At 59.6% G+C, this 17,376-nt stretch carries 14 protein-coding genes, 1 tRNA gene and 1 pseudogene; 7 read left to right on the forward strand and 9 right to left on the reverse strand.

Annotated elements, in window-relative coordinates; genetic code table 11:
* The first annotated feature begins 23 nt into the window (after window positions 1-23).
* Together CJEDD_RS08890 and CJEDD_RS08895 are read left to right on the forward strand one after the other, a co-directional pair.
* Window positions 24-710 carry a hypothetical protein gene (locus CJEDD_RS08890; RefSeq protein ID WP_273657483.1) on the forward strand — a complete coding sequence of 229 codons (687 nt, stop codon included), beginning with the start codon at window positions 24-26 and terminating at the stop codon, window positions 708-710.
* 40 nt (window positions 711-750) lie between these two features.
* Complete coding sequence (locus CJEDD_RS08895) at window positions 751-1,809, forward strand: XRE family transcriptional regulator (protein ID WP_042409802.1); 1,059 nt, start codon at window positions 751-753, stop codon at window positions 1,807-1,809.
* A 92-nt stretch (window positions 1,810-1,901) separates the two neighbouring features.
* On the opposite strand, the gene CJEDD_RS08900 is transcribed toward CJEDD_RS08895, so the two are convergent.
* Window positions 1,902-5,483, reverse strand: a complete 3,582-nt coding sequence (locus CJEDD_RS08900; RefSeq protein ID WP_157034536.1) for an RNA-directed DNA polymerase — start codon at window positions 5,481-5,483, stop codon at window positions 1,902-1,904.
* Window positions 5,484-6,591: 1,108 nt separating this feature from the next.
* On the opposite strand from CJEDD_RS08900, the gene istA reads away from it, so the two are divergent.
* Both istA and istB read left to right on the forward strand, forming a co-directional pair.
* Window positions 6,592-8,085: an IS21 family transposase gene (gene istA, locus CJEDD_RS08905; protein ID WP_273657484.1), complete on the forward strand. Its 1,494-nt coding sequence runs from the start codon at window positions 6,592-6,594 to the stop codon at window positions 8,083-8,085.
* The gene (istB, locus tag CJEDD_RS08910; RefSeq protein ID WP_081764632.1) at window positions 8,082-8,816 is read left to right on the forward strand and encodes an IS21-like element helper ATPase IstB; all 735 of its coding nucleotides are present in this window, start codon (window positions 8,082-8,084) and stop codon (window positions 8,814-8,816) included. The genes istA and istB overlap by 4 nt, the downstream gene beginning before the upstream one ends.
* 137 nt (window positions 8,817-8,953) lie before the next feature.
* On the opposite strand, the pseudogene CJEDD_RS08915 reads toward istB, so the two are convergent.
* Window positions 8,954-9,292 (reverse strand): annotated as a pseudogene (locus CJEDD_RS08915) (IS1/IS1595 family N-terminal zinc-binding domain-containing protein); the annotation flags it as partial.
* Window positions 9,293-9,314: 22 nt separating this feature from the next.
* On the reverse strand, window positions 9,315-10,664 hold the full coding sequence (locus CJEDD_RS08920; RefSeq protein ID WP_273657485.1) for an IS256 family transposase: 1,350 nt from the start codon (window positions 10,662-10,664) through the stop codon (window positions 9,315-9,317).
* Between the two features lie 1,081 nt (window positions 10,665-11,745).
* Here CJEDD_RS08920 and CJEDD_RS08925 point away from each other — a divergent pair.
* Entirely contained in the window at window positions 11,746-12,375 is a 630-nt protein-coding gene (locus CJEDD_RS08925; RefSeq protein ID WP_052333870.1) for a hypothetical protein, read from the forward strand.
* Window positions 12,376-12,434: 59 nt separating this feature from the next.
* On the opposite strand, the gene CJEDD_RS08930 is transcribed toward CJEDD_RS08925, so the two are convergent.
* Window positions 12,435-13,034, reverse strand: coding sequence for a hypothetical protein (locus tag CJEDD_RS08930; protein WP_157034532.1), 600 nt, complete (start codon window positions 13,032-13,034; stop codon window positions 12,435-12,437).
* 90 nt (window positions 13,035-13,124) lie between these two features.
* On the opposite strand from CJEDD_RS08930, the gene CJEDD_RS08935 reads away from it, so the two are divergent.
* Entirely contained in the window at window positions 13,125-14,204 is a 1,080-nt protein-coding gene (locus CJEDD_RS08935; protein ID WP_157034533.1) for a hypothetical protein, read from the forward strand.
* Window positions 14,205-14,207: 3 nt separating this feature from the next.
* Here CJEDD_RS08935 and CJEDD_RS08940 read toward each other — a convergent pair whose 3' ends face one another.
* Window positions 14,208-14,498 (reverse strand): hypothetical protein, encoded by a 291-nt coding sequence (locus CJEDD_RS08940; RefSeq protein WP_042409782.1) that lies wholly within the window; start codon window positions 14,496-14,498, stop codon window positions 14,208-14,210.
* Between the two features lie 99 nt (window positions 14,499-14,597).
* Between CJEDD_RS08940 and CJEDD_RS08945 the strand changes: the two genes are divergently transcribed.
* Window positions 14,598-14,670 (forward strand) — tRNA-Asn (locus CJEDD_RS08945).
* Window positions 14,671-14,707: 37 nt separating this feature from the next.
* On the opposite strand, the gene CJEDD_RS08950 is transcribed toward CJEDD_RS08945, so the two are convergent.
* The 4 genes from CJEDD_RS08950 to CJEDD_RS08965 form a co-directional block, all read right to left on the reverse strand.
* Window positions 14,708-15,619 (reverse strand): ornithine cyclodeaminase family protein, encoded by a 912-nt coding sequence (locus CJEDD_RS08950; RefSeq protein ID WP_042409786.1) that lies wholly within the window; start codon window positions 15,617-15,619, stop codon window positions 14,708-14,710.
* A 24-nt stretch (window positions 15,620-15,643) separates the two neighbouring features.
* A complete protein-coding gene (locus CJEDD_RS08955) occupies window positions 15,644-16,126 on the reverse strand; it encodes a hypothetical protein (protein WP_198133025.1) in 483 nt (160 codons plus the stop codon).
* Window positions 16,093-16,302: a hypothetical protein gene (locus tag CJEDD_RS08960; protein ID WP_157034534.1), complete on the reverse strand. Its 210-nt coding sequence runs from the start codon at window positions 16,300-16,302 to the stop codon at window positions 16,093-16,095. The genes CJEDD_RS08955 and CJEDD_RS08960 overlap by 34 nt, the downstream gene beginning before the upstream one ends.
* A gap of 70 nt (window positions 16,303-16,372) precedes the next feature.
* Window positions 16,373-17,347, reverse strand: a complete 975-nt coding sequence (locus tag CJEDD_RS08965; protein ID WP_273657486.1) for a UTP--glucose-1-phosphate uridylyltransferase — start codon at window positions 17,345-17,347, stop codon at window positions 16,373-16,375.
* Between the last annotated feature and the right edge of the window lie 29 nt (window positions 17,348-17,376).

Here is a 17,376-nt window from a genome sequence, read left to right on the forward strand (position 1 = left end):
GGACTCGCTCGAAAGGAGCCAAGGTGGCAACCCCATCGCCAATCGAACAAACGATCATTATCGCTCCAAGCGATGCCAAACAATATCTCGCAAAACGCGACATCGATGTGGACAGTCTGGTTGAGGGGCTAACAGAGGGCTTCGCGAAACGTCTGAATTGCGGAGTCTACGACCCCGTTACCGCGCCAGCTACCTACCAGTGGGCCGAGACAAATGCCTCGATCCGCCACTCTCACTGCAAAACGGGTAAATGGGAAATGGCGAACCCAGAGAATCGCCCGCTCATCGTACACGTAGAAAACTTAACTCAGTTCGGTGCAGTCGCGGGCAATTCCGCCACCGGCCTAAAGAATGCCGTGCCAGACTTTGCTCGAAAGAAAGGGGTGGCGACAATCCATTCAGTCAACGCCTCGAACCAGCTGCCGCTAGAATGGGAATCGTTGTGCTCGGTAGCACTATCTGCGGACGCAAGAAACACTCCTCCGGAAGGAGAGTGGTTCCTCCTCTACTTCTATGATAAAGAGAACCAGCAACTCCGTTGCGAGTTTTCCCTAGCCACAGGAGTTTCCAAGAACGGAGGAGTCGAGGGATGGCTTGTGAGGGTTCTACTAAAACCGATCCATCCAGATTTTGTCATGGCGCAGCCAGATCTTTTCGGGCATGAGGACGGCGATATTGACTTCACAATCACACGGGCGGCCGGGGAATAACTCCACCCGTATCTCGCCATCCCGAATCAAGGTTGCCCGAATGCGCCGAGGGCTCACGAAAACAGAGCTAGCAGCTGATCTGGATGTCACCCCGTCTACATTGTCCCGCTGGGAGGAGGAGGGTCCACCGCCGAAGCGAACGGATTCTCTACTTGATCGGCTTTCATCGTCGCTTAATTTTCCGGCCGACTACTTTGTAGCCTCGGAACTTGAGGTGCCCGCGTTGGACTCCACTCTATTTCGTGCCGGTAGTCGCGCCACCCAGAAGCAGAAGAGCGCGGCGGTTGCATCCGGTGCCAATGCTCGACCTCTGGTTGAGTGGCTGCGACACAATTACAACTTTCCGTTACCCCATGTTCCGGACCTTTCAGGGCTTTCCCCTGCGGATGCAGCCAGCCACGTTCGCACTATTTGGCAACTAGGTGACAGACCGTTCCCGAATTCGATCCATCTTGCAGAGTCTGTCGGCGTCGCGGTCATGGGCCTACCTCCAGCCGCATCGGCTGTGGACGCCTTCTCAATGTGGGAAGGTGAGCAACCGTACATATTCTTGGCACGACGTCGCACTCCGGAAGGCACGCGGTTCGATCTCGCGCACGAACTCGGGCATCTTCTACTCCACAGCAGGGCAAACTCCTCCGACGCGACCAGCCGAGAGCCTGAGGCGGACGAGTTCGCCTCGAACCTTCTCATCCCGCCCAATATCGTGCACGCGCACCTACGCGTTCATCCGAGTTTGGATGATATTTTCCAGCTTAAACGCATTTTGAAAGTATCCGCAATGGCGATGCTTAGAGCAACATACGAGAATGGAAAGCTTAGCGAACGCGAATATAAAAACTACCTCACGGCGTTATCCATCCGCGGTTTCAGAAAAGAAGAACCCGGTAGCCAGCTTCAATACGAGCGCTCCCGAGTCTTCGACTACGTCTTGTCCTCAGAGGGAGGCGCAAGCATTTCAGGCATCGCAGCTGTGACAAAATTGCCGGAGCAGGATCTCCATGCCTTGATGCTGGGCTCGCAACCCCACGCAGTCGGGGGTTCAACCACCAGCGCGATAACTGCTCCTGCCCGCCCCGCACTGCGCGTAGTGCGTTAATGAAGATCCAAAACGTGGCTTTCCCCCTTTTCTTGTGAGCTCATACCCGACTGTCGTTCGGCGTTCGCTGCTCTCAGAAGCTTCTCATCCTTCTATGTCCGTCTGCTTGGGGCCAACTCAAATCCGTCAGGCAACGGTTTGAAGGTTTCCTCATCGCTCGTCAATAGCTTTTGGAACTCTCGTAGCTCTTTGATTTTCAGCTCGCCGATAACGAAATGTTCATTCGTTCCTCCACGAATCTGTACCATGTCACGCTCATGACTCTTCTTAGCAGGGACTCGGATTCTCGAATCGCCATATTTTCGGTTGTTGTCTTGTATCACGAAGCAATGAATATCCAGGGCTGATGCCTCAACAAGAGAGTTGAAGGTGTTGAGGTCCTTGTTCCATTCGACTACGAATAAAGCGTCGATTGCACCGCGAAGAGAATTCCGATATGCAGAGTTTGTGAGTTCGGAACAGACGAGCATGGCAAAAATGAAATTACCGTGAGCAACTTTGGGAGGTTTTGCCCTACCCTTCCAGGAATTCTTGGGCTGTAGTTTCAGACCACCAACATCTTGGAGATTATGAGCTTCCGGATGAGCCGGTCTCTGCTTATCCTGCGTGTATAGAGCCACCGATGGGAATTTGAACCCGTTGTGCACTGCTGAGAGCCACACTTGGTTGTGTACGGTGTTGGACTGTCCGTGAAGGTATTCCACACCTGAGATTAAATTAATATGTCTCCTCGATAAATGGAGCGCCGCTGTGAGAAACCATGTTGGGGGTAGAGCAACTTCATGGAGGACGAAGTAGTCGGTCTCATCACCCTGCAACACTGAGTTCATTAATTCGGCAGTTCGGTTCCAACGCTTTAGGCTCAAATCCGGAGCCTTCTGGAGCGATTTCGTGATGCAGGTTTCCGACGTATACAACGCCCCGACCGCTACCCTGACCTTCGACTGGTCCCAGTTCTTTGAAACTGGGAGCCAAACGTCCACGCCCTTGCGGCTGCCCCACGGGAGCCCCGGCGGTGCGTCAAGCTCGTCCATGATCGCGAGTTGCAAACGCTTCTGCCGGTTCTTATCGCTGTCGGGGCTGTCCGGGAATACGTCGGCTCGCTCGGAGAATCCGCGAGCCAGTAGAAACCAGTCTTGTACGTGGCGAAGCCTAATACCGGTCTCGGACCATGCTGCACCAGATGGATCAGCAACACCTGTCCAGGCGAAAAGCTCGGCGGTATTCATGGGACGTGTTGGGAAGATCAACCCCCGCACCGCGATTACATCGGTTTCTTGGCATCCGCCTTCGGCCTCGATGCGGCGTTGTTTATCGATCTCGCGTTGAAGTGACTCGAGGTTGAATCTCGCGTCGCGCCTATCCAACAGTTCGAGGAGTTTCCATGAGCTCTCTCCAATCAGCCGGTCGAGCATTTCCAGGTGCCCAGCCTTAGGCTTTCTTCCCCAGAGGAAAGCAAAATGGCGTATCTCAAACTGCTGGGGATTGCCGGTCGAATACTGATCCATTTCCCTTGGCACCAAGGTCTGCCGGAATGGAACAGATGCCAAATCCATGGCGAACAGCCGGTCAAAAGTGTCATCAGCTAGAGACTCTAGGGGTCTAGTTTGCTGTATACCGGAAACAAGCCAGGCCCTACTCGCACTGTGGTTACCCGAGTCAAGCTCCTCAAAAGTTTGCATGAGAGCTCTCTTCTGAATTGCAGAACACAAGCTCGACGGTGTGCGCACGATTTCATCGAAGTACTCGTCGTATAGGAGCTGCATCCAAGAAGCCATCACCTTAGCCCGTGTCTCGGAATCGATTTCTTCGTAGCCCGACACCGTAACAGCAGTGCTCACGTCGTCAATCCATTTTACAAGCGATACCAGTTCGTGCGCGATCCGCTGTGCCTGCTGCGTGTCCCCCGTGTCCAATGCTAGCCGGAATAACCGAGGATAGTAGCGGTAGAAATCTGAAAACATTATCGGCCGCATCGTGTGCTCCAGAAAGGCGATCACGAACTGTCTTCTGTGTTCTTTCCATGAACTGGAGTTCACATTTCGTCCGATGGTTTCGAGGTCTTTGATTTTTAAGGCCAAACCCGCCCGCTTGGTTGCGAGTTTCTCCAGGCCGAGCACCTCATCTTCTCCCGCAGGGGCCGACGTCATGATTGTGATTAACTCAGAAGCCAGTTCTGTCGGGTCCTCCGGCAAGACGGGCAAGTTTCGCCACTCACTCGTGTTTTCCTCCATAGTCCTGCGAACATGTTCAACTGCTGATTTCCCGTACCTGCCCTCGGCGTGAATCATCGAGACTTTTTCCGTGTTAATTCTAAAGGTCGAGTTAGCCCGGTTGGGAACCTCAACGTAAATAGAGGCTTCAGTCTCGCCTTGACTGTCCGGGGACTCAAGATCCTCCGAGCAAGCAGGGAGCTTGAGCACTACGTTTTCTTTGTCTGGACCGCTTCCACAGTGCGTGCGAGTTCGTAGCCGGTGACGGATCCACTCGCCGAGGCTAGAAAGGTTTTGGATATCATGGTGGCCCTCTATCACGAGAGCGATATCGTCCACATATCGTCCATAGAATCGGGGCTTGATTCCTTCCACAACAGCTTGATCCAGTTCCATCAAGGCCACATTCCCGATCACCTTGCTTGCTGTAACACCGACCGGCAGTCCACCAACTGCGTCCTTGTCACCCAGATCGGCACGGAGAATTTCGTCCCACGCACAAAGTGCTTTCACTAGAAGGAGATGGATAGCGAAGTTTAGGTTTCCCTCATCACCAGCGAAAAGTGAGTCTCCCCACCGACTCAACCACCCGTCGCTGAGTAAGAATTCAGGATCAATATTGTGGAAGTAATCGCTGAAGTCGGCGCTGATAAATAAAGCGTCCTTCTTCTCTTCGAGGATCCGCTCTACCGCACTTACTCCATCATTCTTCCAGGCTCGATACTTGAATAGGTATGGTTCGAGGCTTCCCACCGCAAATTGGTTAACGCGTTTCTTATCAAAGCTTCGTCGTACCCGATTGGAGTAAACGCTCGGACTGAGCTCTGCGTCTAGTTTAGAGCCGACGCGAAGGACCCATAAAGCCGAAAGAACGTGCAAGTCGACCGTCCCCGGACAAACCGCCCGAAGAACGACCTCTCTATCTTTCCCATCCGGTTGGGACCCCGGGTTGACGTGCTTCGCGTTCCATTCTTCACTGCGTTGCTCGCTCAATCTCCTAGTTGAGAAGTGATGAACCTTGACACCTTTGAGTTCAGCGCACCCATCGGAGCTTTCTTCAGTCCACGTTCCGATCTTCTTGAGGGTATAACTCGGCGTACCTACTATTCCGCGAATCCAATTGCAATCCATTTGTAAGGCACCCACCAATTCATCAAGACCGATAGCCTCGCCACCACCGGGCAGTTGGCGACGCTTCAACGCTATGTCCCGCTTGACGCTTCGGATTCGGCTCGCGAGTTGCTCCAGATTACTGCAAAGGTCTTCCTCGAAAGTCGCCACAGCTTCATGGGACAAATACGAGTCCTGAAATATGTCTGCCTTCGCCTTCCGGTACGACAGTAGGAGATCGGTTTGTAGGCCGTGCCTACCCGCAAGCCAATGTTCGGGCCAATTACCAAACACGTGCGGCGGCGGGCCGGAGGGCTTGCAATCTGAATTGCCAGGCTTAGATGTCGTCACATAGGGGATAATAGCTTTATACGAGAAATTCCTGCGCAGTATTTGTGCGGTGGGTTTTTGTTTACTCAATGAAGTACAGACTGCCGAAACCATACGCGCTTCCATCCGGCACCATCGGCCCGAACTGAACTACTTCCCAATCTCCCCCGGCGTACACACCGGCACCTCACGCATGAACGCCTCCGACGCCCCCTGCTCGCGCAGTTTGATCCCGTTGTAGCAAGCCCGCGTCATCCCACGCCGCGTCGTACCGTCCGACGAAATCTTCGCCAACTTCCCGTTCGAGTGCTTGAAAAACAGAATCCAGTCCGTCCCCTTCGCCCCCCCGCGACAGCCCACCTGCCGTCGCAGTAGCTCACCGAAGTCCCAAACCCGGCCGGCCACTCCGGGATCACAGCGTCAAACGCCGCCGGCGAGCAGGACCCTGCCGCAGGTTTCGGCGCGAGCCCCGGGATCGACAGCGCCGATGAGAGCGACGCCATCCCACCGAGCACCTGCGCGTCAAGCGGCTCCCGCAGCTTCAGCCATCCTTGCTGCACCGCGACCGCCCCACCGAGCCCCGCAGCCGCCAGCACGCCGAGCGTAATGCCAACAATTGCGCCCGTGCTTATCGACGCTTCCTCCCCTCCCCCATCGCCCCAACCCCCTCCACAACGGCGGGTTCCGCATACCCCGCAGGGGCAGCAACAGCGGACATGGAGACTGTGGCAGCAACGCCGAGGGCAAGCACCTGTTTCTTCATGGCGCCCCCCTAGTGCAGCCTCCCCATTCATCTCGGCGGAAACAGCGCAATTCCCCACACGCCGAACACCACCGCCGCGGCCACCAGCACCCACCACAGCACTCCCCTGTGTCTGATCTGATGTAGGTGGTCCAGTTCGGCTTGGGAAGTAGTCCGTTTCGGCGGCCTGTTTTGGTCCGTTTCAGCGCGGAAAAGTAGGCCAGTTCCCCGGTGCGTTGCTGTGGCTGGTGTGGCCCCTTTTCTGGAAAGGGAAAGGGCCATGCCGATAACCACCCCCCAGTAGGTTTCTGTTCCTGAGAAACGTCCCATCTTCGTTTGGCCGCGAGGTTGGGGACTTGGATTTTTCAGGAAGGGACCAGAAAGTAGATGACGATCAGCATGACCACGATCGAAACTATCAGACAGCTCGACGACGAGGGAATGTCCAGACGAGCGATCGCGAAGGCGGTGAACGTGTCGCGCGCTACGGTCGATAAGTACGTCAACCAGGACGATTTCAGCCCGACCGCGCCGGTGAAGACACGCAAACCAGGCTCAATCGTGCTGGGTGAGGCGTTGTGCGCGGTTGTTGATCAGTGGCTTGAGCAAGACCAGCGCATGCCGCGCAAGCAACGCCACACAGCAAAACGGATCTGTGACCGGCTTACCAACGAGCATGGGTATACAGGCTCGTATTCACCGGTGCAGCGCTACGTGAAGCAGTGGAAGAAGGACCATAAAGCCCCAGGCGATGGGTTCATGGAGTTGGAATGGTCACCGGGGGTCATCCAGGTCGATTTCGGCCAGGCAGAAGTCATCATGGCCTCAGCCGCGCGGGTTGTGCACCTTCTGGTGGTGACGTTTCCGTACTCAAATATGAGGTTTTGCAGGGCCTTTGCCGGTGAAACCGCCGAGTGCGTCATTACCGGGCTGCTGGATGTCATCGACGCCGCCGGCGGGGTGCCAACTGAGATGGTCTTCGATAACGCGACCGCCGTCGGGCGTCGCGTCGGCCCGAAAGTGGTGGAATCGGAGCTTTTCGCCGCGTTCAAAGCGCACTATAGGACCCGGGCGCGGTACTGCAACCCGTATTCGGGCCATGAGAAAGGCAATGTGGAAAACGCGGTCGGCTTCATCCGCCGAAACCTGCTCGTGCCTGTGCCGGAAGTTGCCTCCCTAGCGGAGTTGAACACCCTTTTGGAGTCCGGGTGCGCCGCGTTTGCTACCCACACCCACTACAAGAAGGCAGCCACGGTCGCTGAGCTGTTCACACATGATCAGCATGCGCTTAAAGCGTGCCCGTCGGTGCGGTTTAACCCGGTGCGTTTCGACGTGCGCCGCACCGACAAAACCGGTGTTGTCACGCTAGACGGCAATCGCTACCTGGTCGGGCCTGCCTGGGCGAACAGGCAAGTCACGCTGGAGTTGTCCCACGACACCGTCACCGTCTTAGATGACGACACCAGACGTATCATCGCGCTGCCGAGAGTCTTCGGCACTGCGGACTCGACGGTGATCAACCCGATGAGTCTGCTGCCTGGGTTAGCGAAGAAACCCGGGGCGTGGACGAACTCGCCGCTTCGCCATCACATGCCGGACGCTGTCGTGGGCTACCTCGACGGGGCGGATGCCGCTACACGCCGGGATTTTTTCACCCACGCCGAAACCACCGCCACAGAGTGCGGATTCGACGCCACCGTCACCGCAGCCGCAGCACTGTTAGAGACCGACGCCCAACCAACTGGGCCTCATCTGGGTATCGCCGCACGCTACAGCGCCCCACCACCAACACAACACAGCAGAGCGAACCTCACCACCTATGACCAGCTCCTTGCCACCACAACCACCACCTCACAGCATGCGGAGGCAACCGCAAAGTGACCACCCCAACCCCCAAAGATCGCGTTGTCGCACTTGGCCGCCAGCTCTACCTCACCACCGCCGTACTACGCGAATGCGCAGACCATGCCACCCCACGCCAATGCGACATCCTCATTGAGCTCTTCGAAGCGGAGCTTGAATCCAGGGCCGCATCCAGAGCGCGCCGCCTGATGCACCGCGCGCGTGTCCCGGTACGCAAAACCCTCGACAGCTACGACTGGTCACCGGTCACCCTGCCAGCCGACATCACCCGCGAACACCTCACCACACTCGAGTTTCTCAACGGCAGTGAAGACCTCGTCTTCTACGGTGATGTCGGCACCGGGAAAACACATCTCGCTATCGCACTCGTCACCCAAGCGTGCCTGCAAGGCATCCCCGCAAGATTCTTCACCGCCGCCGGACTTGTCGACCATCTACGCAACGCGAAACACGCAGGCAGGCTCGATAAAGAGCTCACAGCTCTGGGCAAAAACGAACTCCTCGTCATCGACGAACTCGGATACATCCCCATCGACACCGACGGGGCAAGACTGTTGTTCCAAGCCATCGCCGACGCTTACGAACAACGCAGCCTGATCATCACAACCAACCTCGCGTTTTCCCAATGGGGCCAAGTCTTCGGCAACGACGACATGGCAGCAGCAGCGATCGACCGCATCGTCCACCACGGCCGCATGATCACCTTCACCGGCCAGTCCTACCGCATGGCCAACGCCCTCATGAAATAACCCCGAAACCCCAGTAACGCTTAAACGGCCCAAAACCGTGCAGACCTGGCCTAAAAATCCGAGCCGAAATGGCCTACAACAACTTGACAAAACACACTCCCCGAGGCCGGCCAAACCAGCGGTCCGCGATCAGCCACACCGCCGACGGTGTAGGTGCCGTCAAGGAAGATCTGGTCGTAGACCCGCCCGGTGTGTCCGATCGTCGGGTCGGGGACATCGATCAGCCAGCACCCGCTGAAACGCCGTTTCAGCGTGGAGTGGCTGACTCCGGCTGCATCGGCGGTGTGTTTCAGCGCGGTGGTGGAGGTGCAGTGATCGATGAACTGGCGGAAGACGGCTGCGTTGGTGATATCGCTGCGGGATTTCGTTGTTGAGGCCCCACAGAGCTTGCACCGCCACCTAGTTTTCCCGCTTGTGGTGGTGCCGTTGGGTTTCATCTCGCCGCCGCAGTGGCAACGTGGTCGAGAGTGTCCGATTCTTTGTGTGCGGGGGTTTGGTTTACAAGTAGTCCGCGAATCGGTCGGGGTAAGCCACGGCTAGTTGGTTGATGGCTTGTTTCCACCCGGTGGCTTTCGCTCCTTCAATATAGCCGTTGCATTCAATCTCGCGCTTCGCTTTCCTCGCTCGCTGGGCGGCGCGCTTGTCTTCGATGTTGCAGATCATCAGCCACAGCGTTTTCAGCGCCGCAGTATCGTTCGGGAATTGGCCCCGGTTACGGGTAGCTTTACGCAATTCAGCATTGAGCGACTCGATCGAATTCGTGGTGTAGAGCACCCGTCGTGCCGCCGGCGGGAACTGCAGAAACGGCACGAACCGCTCCCACGCATCACGCCAAACTTTGACCGACTGCGGGTATTTCCGGCCGAGTTCACTGGTCTCGAACGCATCCAGGCTGGCACGTGCGGTGTCTTCGTTGGCGGCCGTGTAGACCTCACGCAGCGCACGGGAAACTCCCTTGCGGTCCTGATACGACACCCACCGGTTCGCAGCCCGAATCAGGTGCACAATGCAGGTCTGCACCATCGAATTCGGCCAGGTTGCCTCGACAGCTTCCGGCAAGCCTTTGAGTCCGTCGCAGCACACGATGAACACGTCCTGGACACCGCGGTTGGCCAGATCCGCGCACACCGATGCCCAGAATGCAGCGCCTTCATTGTCCGCGATCCACAATCCCAGGATGTGCTTGATGCCGTCCATGTCGACACCAACCGCCATGTAGCAAGCCTTGTTGACCACGCGGTGGCCATCACGGATCTTCACGCGCAGCGCGTCGAGGAAGATCACCGGGTAAAACTCATCGAGCTGACGGTTCTGCCAGATCATGACCTCTTCCAAGACCGCATCGGTAATGGTGCTGATCGTATCCGGGCTCATATCCACCCCAAGGGTGGTCGCTAAATGGTGCTGAATATCGCGCACGGTCATCCCGCCGGCGTACAGCGAGACGATCATGTCGTCGAGCTCTGTGAGTCGGCGTGCACCTTTCGGCACCATCCGGGGAGTAAACGTGCCGGCACGATCCCTGGGCACAGTCACTTCCACCGGGCCGTAGCCAGAATCGACGGTCTTGGTGTACGACCCGTTGCGGTGATTGCTGCCCCGCCCGGTTTCCACCTGGGCTTTCGCCTTGCGGTCGGAATGGCCGTAACCCAAATGCGCATCCATCTCCGCCTGCAAACCAGCGTTGATCGATGCCTGCAGCAAGCCTTTGACCAGCTCGCTTGCATCATCAGCCGAGGTCGACAGTTCACTGATCAAACTGGCGAGCTCAGGATTTTCCATCAGCTTCTCGCTGATCTCGTTGACCCTCGCCGGGTCATGGTTCTTCTTCGGTGACACCGTAGTCATTATCGGTGAAACTCCTTCTCAATCAGAGCCTCACACACAAACTTCCTGACACCCTCACGTGGTCGGTTCTTCGGCATTGCGCCACCACACCACCGGCCGATACCACATCAGCGCCGCCACACCGGGGATATTTGACCATCATGGCCGATATAAGCTCCCGGAGCATATACTTCCGGCAACCCCAGAGGTCAGGTACCGGAAATCACCGATCCCGGACACACATTCTGACCCTCAACCCTCTCGAGGCCTCTAAAATCTTGTAGAACCCCCGTTGTGTGGTCGGAAGGATCCTCAATACCTGTCGCTTTGGCTTGCGCCAATTCAGGTTTACGACACAAACCTAAATTCGCGTGCCGCGGCATTAAAGACCAGCAGCGACGAACTGGGGAAACCAGTATCGACGAATCAAAAAACCGTCCGCGAATTCAGGTTTGCTCCTACCGCAGCGGCAGTCCCACCACTAAAGCGCAAACCCCGGGCTCCCGCTTATCGACGAACCTCCGGCCCCAACCCCCAAAAAAATTCCCTTACTTTTTTTAATTGAGTATGTCATCGCCCCTCCTCACCCAAGGAGCCAAACAAACCGAAACGCGCTCAGATTCGACCGCGCATGGAACCCGGACGTCTACCAAACAAACCACCACGGGGTAATTCGCGCCTACCACACCGGCCAGCTCATTGACACGATGGACGTGTACCCCGGGCTCCTCCAATCCAAGACGCTCTCCGTCCCCGGTGGCGGCCGGGTGGAGTTGGAACTGACCGCCTACACCGCGTACGGCACAGATCCCGCAAATCTCGGCTGGCCCTACGGCCTCACCGTGCTCAGCCCCAGAGTCTCATATGTGAAGTAACTCCCCGGCCGTCCGCGAATTCAGGTTTGCCCCTACCAGCGCGGTAGTCACAGTACGAAATCACCTCCGCTCCCACAAGCCCAGGGCATCCCGCTTATCGACGAACCTCCGGCCCCCACGCCCCGGCCCACGCCTCACCTGAAGTTCCAACCCCAACAAGCGCGCACAGACCCCCGCACAGTGGTTAAATCATATTGTCATTTCCCGACCTCTCCCAAGGAGTACCCATGATCCCCAAAGACCTCGAGCGTCAGCTTCGCGAGCTCAACAACCTCATCCCCCAGATCGCCACCGCGATCGTGGGCATCATCACCGCGATCGGTGTCATCGTCGCCGCGGTTCAGGGCAGCGACGGGGACGGCTCCTCCAAGCGCTCAACCCCGTCCACCCAGACGTCCACGACCACTACCTCAAAACCGGCCAACTCCGGCGACTACTCCAAACCAGAGTTCGCCGATGCGAAGTACCTCCACACCCACCGAAATTGGGTTGCGGCCATGCAGTCTGGCGTGGATGTCACCGTCGATGGCAAGGATTACCCACAATCCCTCATCTCTACCGACACTTGGGACAGCGTCGCTACGTTCAAACTCGATGAGCGGTTTAGCGCTCTCAACTACACCGCAGCTTGGGCCACCAACATTCCCAACTCCGGTGGTGTCGGCATTATTGAGGTGCGTCTCAACGGCGGCCTGCGGGACCGCGTACTGGTCAAGCAGGGTGAGATGAAACCGCGCACGGTAGATGTCCGGGGCGGTGGCGAGCTCCGCATCACCATGACCGCTGTCGATCCAGTTGACGACAAGAAGTCGGTCGCGCCCAACGGGCTTGCAGCTCTCACTCCGACGCTGAAGTAGACCAAATGGCAGTGCCCCACCTCAGATCGAGGTGGGGCACATCTCTTTGCCCGAACCCCCTACTTCCCAATCTCCCCCGGCGTACAGATCGGCGCCCGCCGAATGAACTCCTCCGGCGCCCCTTGTTCTCTAAGCGTGATTCCGTTGTAGCACGCCCGCTTCATCCCACTCTGCTTCGTCCCGTTCGACGGCACCACGGTCCACCGATCCCCCACGTACCGGAAGTACACGATCCAGTCGGTGCCTTTGGCTCCCGCTACGGCCCACTGGCCATCGCAGTAGTCCACATGCGTACCGAACCCTGCCGGCCACCCCGGCACTAACCGATCGAACTGCCCCGCGTCACACGCCCCACGCTTCGGCGCTCCACCACCATTCTGCGGCGCCGACCCCTTCGGTAGCGCCGGCAGCTCGAGCAGCCCCTGCTGCACCGCAGCGAAACCCGCCGCACTCACCGCAGCCAGCACCCCCAGCACAATGGCGACGATCGCCCCCGGGCTCAAGCCCTCCCCATCGGAGGATGATCCTTCGAGCCTTTGCTTGTCGACGACTCCGTTCCCCACCTCAGCAGCCCCCGCAACCGCCATCCCGTTTGGCGAAACTATTGAGCCCGCGGCCAGGGTTGCAGCCATGCCCATTGCCAGCACCGGTTTCTTCATGTGCACCACCCTAGCGAAGCTTCGCGACACCGCGCACGGCACCTTCGAACACTACATTCGAAGGGCACCACAACCTACCGGAGTGCCGAAATGACCATCGATGCCTTAATCAACCGCCTGCACCCATTCGCCCCGCAACTCGCCGCAGCGCTTATGGCCGTCCTCGCCGCCATCGTCATCGCCATCGGGCTCGCAGACCCTGCTGGCAGCTCCCGAAAGGCGCAACCGGCACCTCCCCCAGCTGCAGCAACCCAAACTCCTCCACGCACTGGCCCGTTCACCATCAACGACTGGAGGGCGCCAGCACCGAAGCGGCTCGATCTGCCCACGCACGACGGTTCCGGCCAGGCCACCCACCCTTCCGTCGTGCACATTCCCGGCGGTTGGAACGGATTCACCTACTGGATGGCCATGACCCCCTACCCGCACTCGCGCGATGCAGAGGAGGACCCCGACATCCTTGCCTCCAACGACGGCCATACCTGGCAAACCCCACCCGGCCTGACCAACCCAATCGACGACGCCCCCGGCTCACCCGAGTCCTTTAACTCCGACCCCAACCTCGTCTTCGACAACAACCAGCTCATCCTCACTTGGCGCCGCGTTACCCCGAACAAAAAGGTGGAGTTCTTCCTCTCCACCAGCACCGACGGCGTGCATTGGTTGCCTAAAACCGTTATCGCTACCTCGAACGTGCTCTCCCAGGCACTAGTGAAAGTCGATGGCACCTGGCGCCTCTACGCCATCCGCCCGACCGGCGAAGAAAACACCCTCGTGTACTGGGAATCCACCGAACCCATCCCCACTGGCAAAGGCTGGGGCCCGCGAATGGAAGCGCAGCTGCCGTCATTCGCCCCAAGCTTCGAGCCCTGGCACGTAGACATTCAACTCGTCGACGGCGAGTTCATTGGACTTCTCACCACCACCGAGTTCAACAAGAACGGCGTCCGCGGCTTCACCTTCCTGATGCGCTCCCCCGACGGCATCGCCTGGGAAGTCGCCGATCACCCGCTTTGGCCCGTTACAGGCCGCACATACGACGCGCATTACAAGTCCGGCTTCGTCGCGCATGACTCCAAGGACACCTTGCTTCTCGACGTCTACGCCTCCACCCTCAACACCTCTACCCGCGAGTGGCATATCGGCCGCACCACCGCCACCGCCCGCTAGGCGCTAACGCACGCCGCGATAGGGCACCTGCTCCGGCCCCGGGAACAACGCCAGCCCCCACACACCCAACGCGACTGCGAAACCGGCTATCACCCACCACCACGCGCCCCACGGCCGCGCAATCCGTCGATTAGCCACCAGCCACACCACCGAGGGGACGATCAACGCCACCCCCGCATAGGTCAGCGCCCTCCAATCCTCCGACCTGCCCGCGGTAAGAAGCAGCACAACACCGAACCCGATCAATCCGCCGGCCAGAGCCTTGGGACGATTCCCTCCAATCGGCAACCACATAGCGCCAACCGTACACCCCGAATACAGCCCATCACCTGGCGATTTTGCCCACCCACTCCGCCACGCTATTATTACTACTCGTTGCCAAGCGCAACATATTCCTCCATAGCTCAGTTGGCAGAGCATTCGACTGTTAATCGAAGGGTCACTGGTTCGAGCCCAGTTGGAGGAGCACACCGAAGGAGTCCGCAAGGGCTCCTTTTTCGCGTTTACGCCCGCTCCGCCACCGCGCGCGCCACGGCGAGGTCCTCCCACGGCATGCCCACGGTCTTGAACACCACGCGGCGCGCCGGGTCCAGCTCGACCTCCCCGCGCACGACGGCGGCCATTGACACTACGTCGTCCCAGGCAAGCGCCCCCTTCTCCACGGCGATCACCACATCCCCCGCCTCCCGCTGCGCGGCCCCGAGATCCTCGACCACGACCTGGGCGCCTGCAAGCACGGACTCGTCCAGCTCGCGCGTGTCCGCGGTGTGGGCGCCGACGGCGAGGACGGTGGCGTCGTCACGCAAATGCTCAGCGCTCAGGATCGGCTGCGACGACGAGGTCGCGGTGACCACCAGCCCGGCGCGGCCGAGCGCCGCAACAGCTTCCGCGCTCCCCGACGCCGCCCACGGCCACCGCACACCAGCGGGCTCGTGGCGCGAGACGAACGTGAACGAGACGTCCCGCACGTCCTCGAGCGCGCCGGCGATCGTCTCGGCGTGCGCCCGGCCCTGGACGCCGGTGCCGAAGACGACGCATTCGAGCGGTTCGGCGGACGCGCGCAGGCGGTCGAACACCCCGGCCACCGACACGGCGGGGGTGCGCAGCTGGGTCAGCGCCCCGGCGTCCATGGCCAGCTCCGGGGTTAAGGTTTCGCCGCCCATGAGGAGGTAGGTGCCTTGGACCAGGGGGACGTCGATACGCGAGTGCGCAGGCTGGATGCCCAGGACCTTCACGCCGACCGCGCCGCCGAGCGCGGACGGCAGCAGGTGCATCTCGCCGTGTGGCAGGGGCACCTTCTGCCGGTGGGGGTCGGTGGCGGGGTCGAAGCCGTCGAGGAGCGGTTGCCGGATTGCCTCGACGGCCTCGGCCGGGGTGAAGGCCGCAATGACGTCGCTGTGGGAAAGGGTGCGCATGCGGCCAGTGTAGGAACCCCCGGGTTACCACACCATGTCGATGTATTTCTGGATGTCCACGCCGAAGTAGTCGAGCAGCGCCGCGATGAGGCCGACGATGCCGAGCGTGCCCAGCAGCGTGAGCAGGATCCCCCACGGCGTGATGGTCGTGCTCGAGCCGACGGTGATCTTGCCATCCTCACGCGAGGAGCCGAACTCCGACGAACCGCGCGACGAGCCGCTCGAGCCCTTCGCCGCAGCCGGGGTCTCCGTCACCGTCACGGTGGAGGTGAGGGTTTCGCCCGGCTTGACGACGACCTTCGGCGACGTCACCGTCGTCGGCGACGGTCTCGTCGTCGGCGCAGCAACCGTCGTAGTCATCGCACCCGGCGTCGCGGTGACGGTGCTGGTCGTGGTCGTGGTGCCGGTGTTGGTGAGGTCGAAGAAGTTGTCGCCCGCACCGCCCGGGCCACCGGTGGTGAGCGCGGTGATCTTCACCGGGGAGTCAATCTTGCGGAACGTGAACACCTCCGCCAGGACTCGCCCTTCAGGCCGTTGAAGTTGCCCGGCAGGGCCGTACCCCGGGTGCAGAAGCTCTCCGCCTCCTCGCGCGCGGAGCCGACGCGGTCGACGATATTGCCGTCCTGGTCGAAGACGAACAGCTGGTACTGCGTGGCAAAGGAGATGTCGAAGTTCCTGCGCATTCTCATGCTATCTCCCCACTACCCAGGGCCCAGAACTACAATTCTTCCGCAGCCCTCGCCGCCCACCGCGCTACACTTGCGCGGAAGTGCCGCCGGCAAGCCCGGGGTGCTCCGCCTCGTAGTCGGCGATGATCTTCTTCACCGCGGTGTACAGGGCCGGGCCGTACTTCGCGTCCCGCAACCCGAAGTCCACGTTCGCCGGGATATACCCTCCCGGGTTACCCAGATCGTGGCGCTTGCCCTCGTGCACCACCACATGCACCGGATGCCCCTCCGAGATCATCAACTCAATCGCATCCGTGAGCTGCAACTCCCCACCCTTGCCCGGCTCGATGCGGCGCAACGCGTCAAAAATCCCCCGATCCAGCAAATACCGGCCCGTGGCCACCAACGTCGACGGCGCATCCTCAACAGCAGGCTTTTCCACCATCCCGCGCACCCGACGCACCTCAAACCCGTCGAAGCCGTCGACCGGCTCCTCCACGTCGAACACCCCGTAGTTGAACACCTCATCGCGCGTGACGTTAAACGCGCACAACACCGAACCCCCGAGCTGCTCGCGCACCGCCACCATCTTCTCCATCACGCCCACCGGCAACACCAGGTCATCCGGCAGCATCACGGCGACAACATCCTCGTCCTCGTCGAGCGCCGCCTCCGCGCACCCCACCGCGTGCCCGAGGCCCAGCGGCTGATCCTGCGTTACCGCCACGGCCTCGATGAGGCCGTTCGCGCGGCCGACCTTCGCCGCCTGCTCGTCCTTGCCGCGGGCGAGCATGATCCGCTGCAGCTCGGCGAACTCGCCGAAGTGCCGCATGATCTCCTCCTTATTCGGCGCGACCACCACGGCCAACCGCTGCGCCCCCAACGCCGCGGCCTCCTCCGCAATCAACTCAATGCCCGGGGTATCCACCACCGGCAGAAGCTCCTTCGGCACCGTCTTCGTCGCCGGCAAAAACCGCGTGCCCATCCCCGCCGCCGGCACCACCACGGTCTTCACGGGAACGTTGGTCACCGAAGCAAGTTGGTCGCTAGAATTCCGCATAAACGTGAAGCTTACAGCTAAATTTCCGC

This window comes from Corynebacterium jeddahense (assembly GCF_028609865.1).
Lineage (GTDB): Bacteria > Actinomycetota > Actinomycetes > Mycobacteriales > Mycobacteriaceae > Corynebacterium > Corynebacterium jeddahense.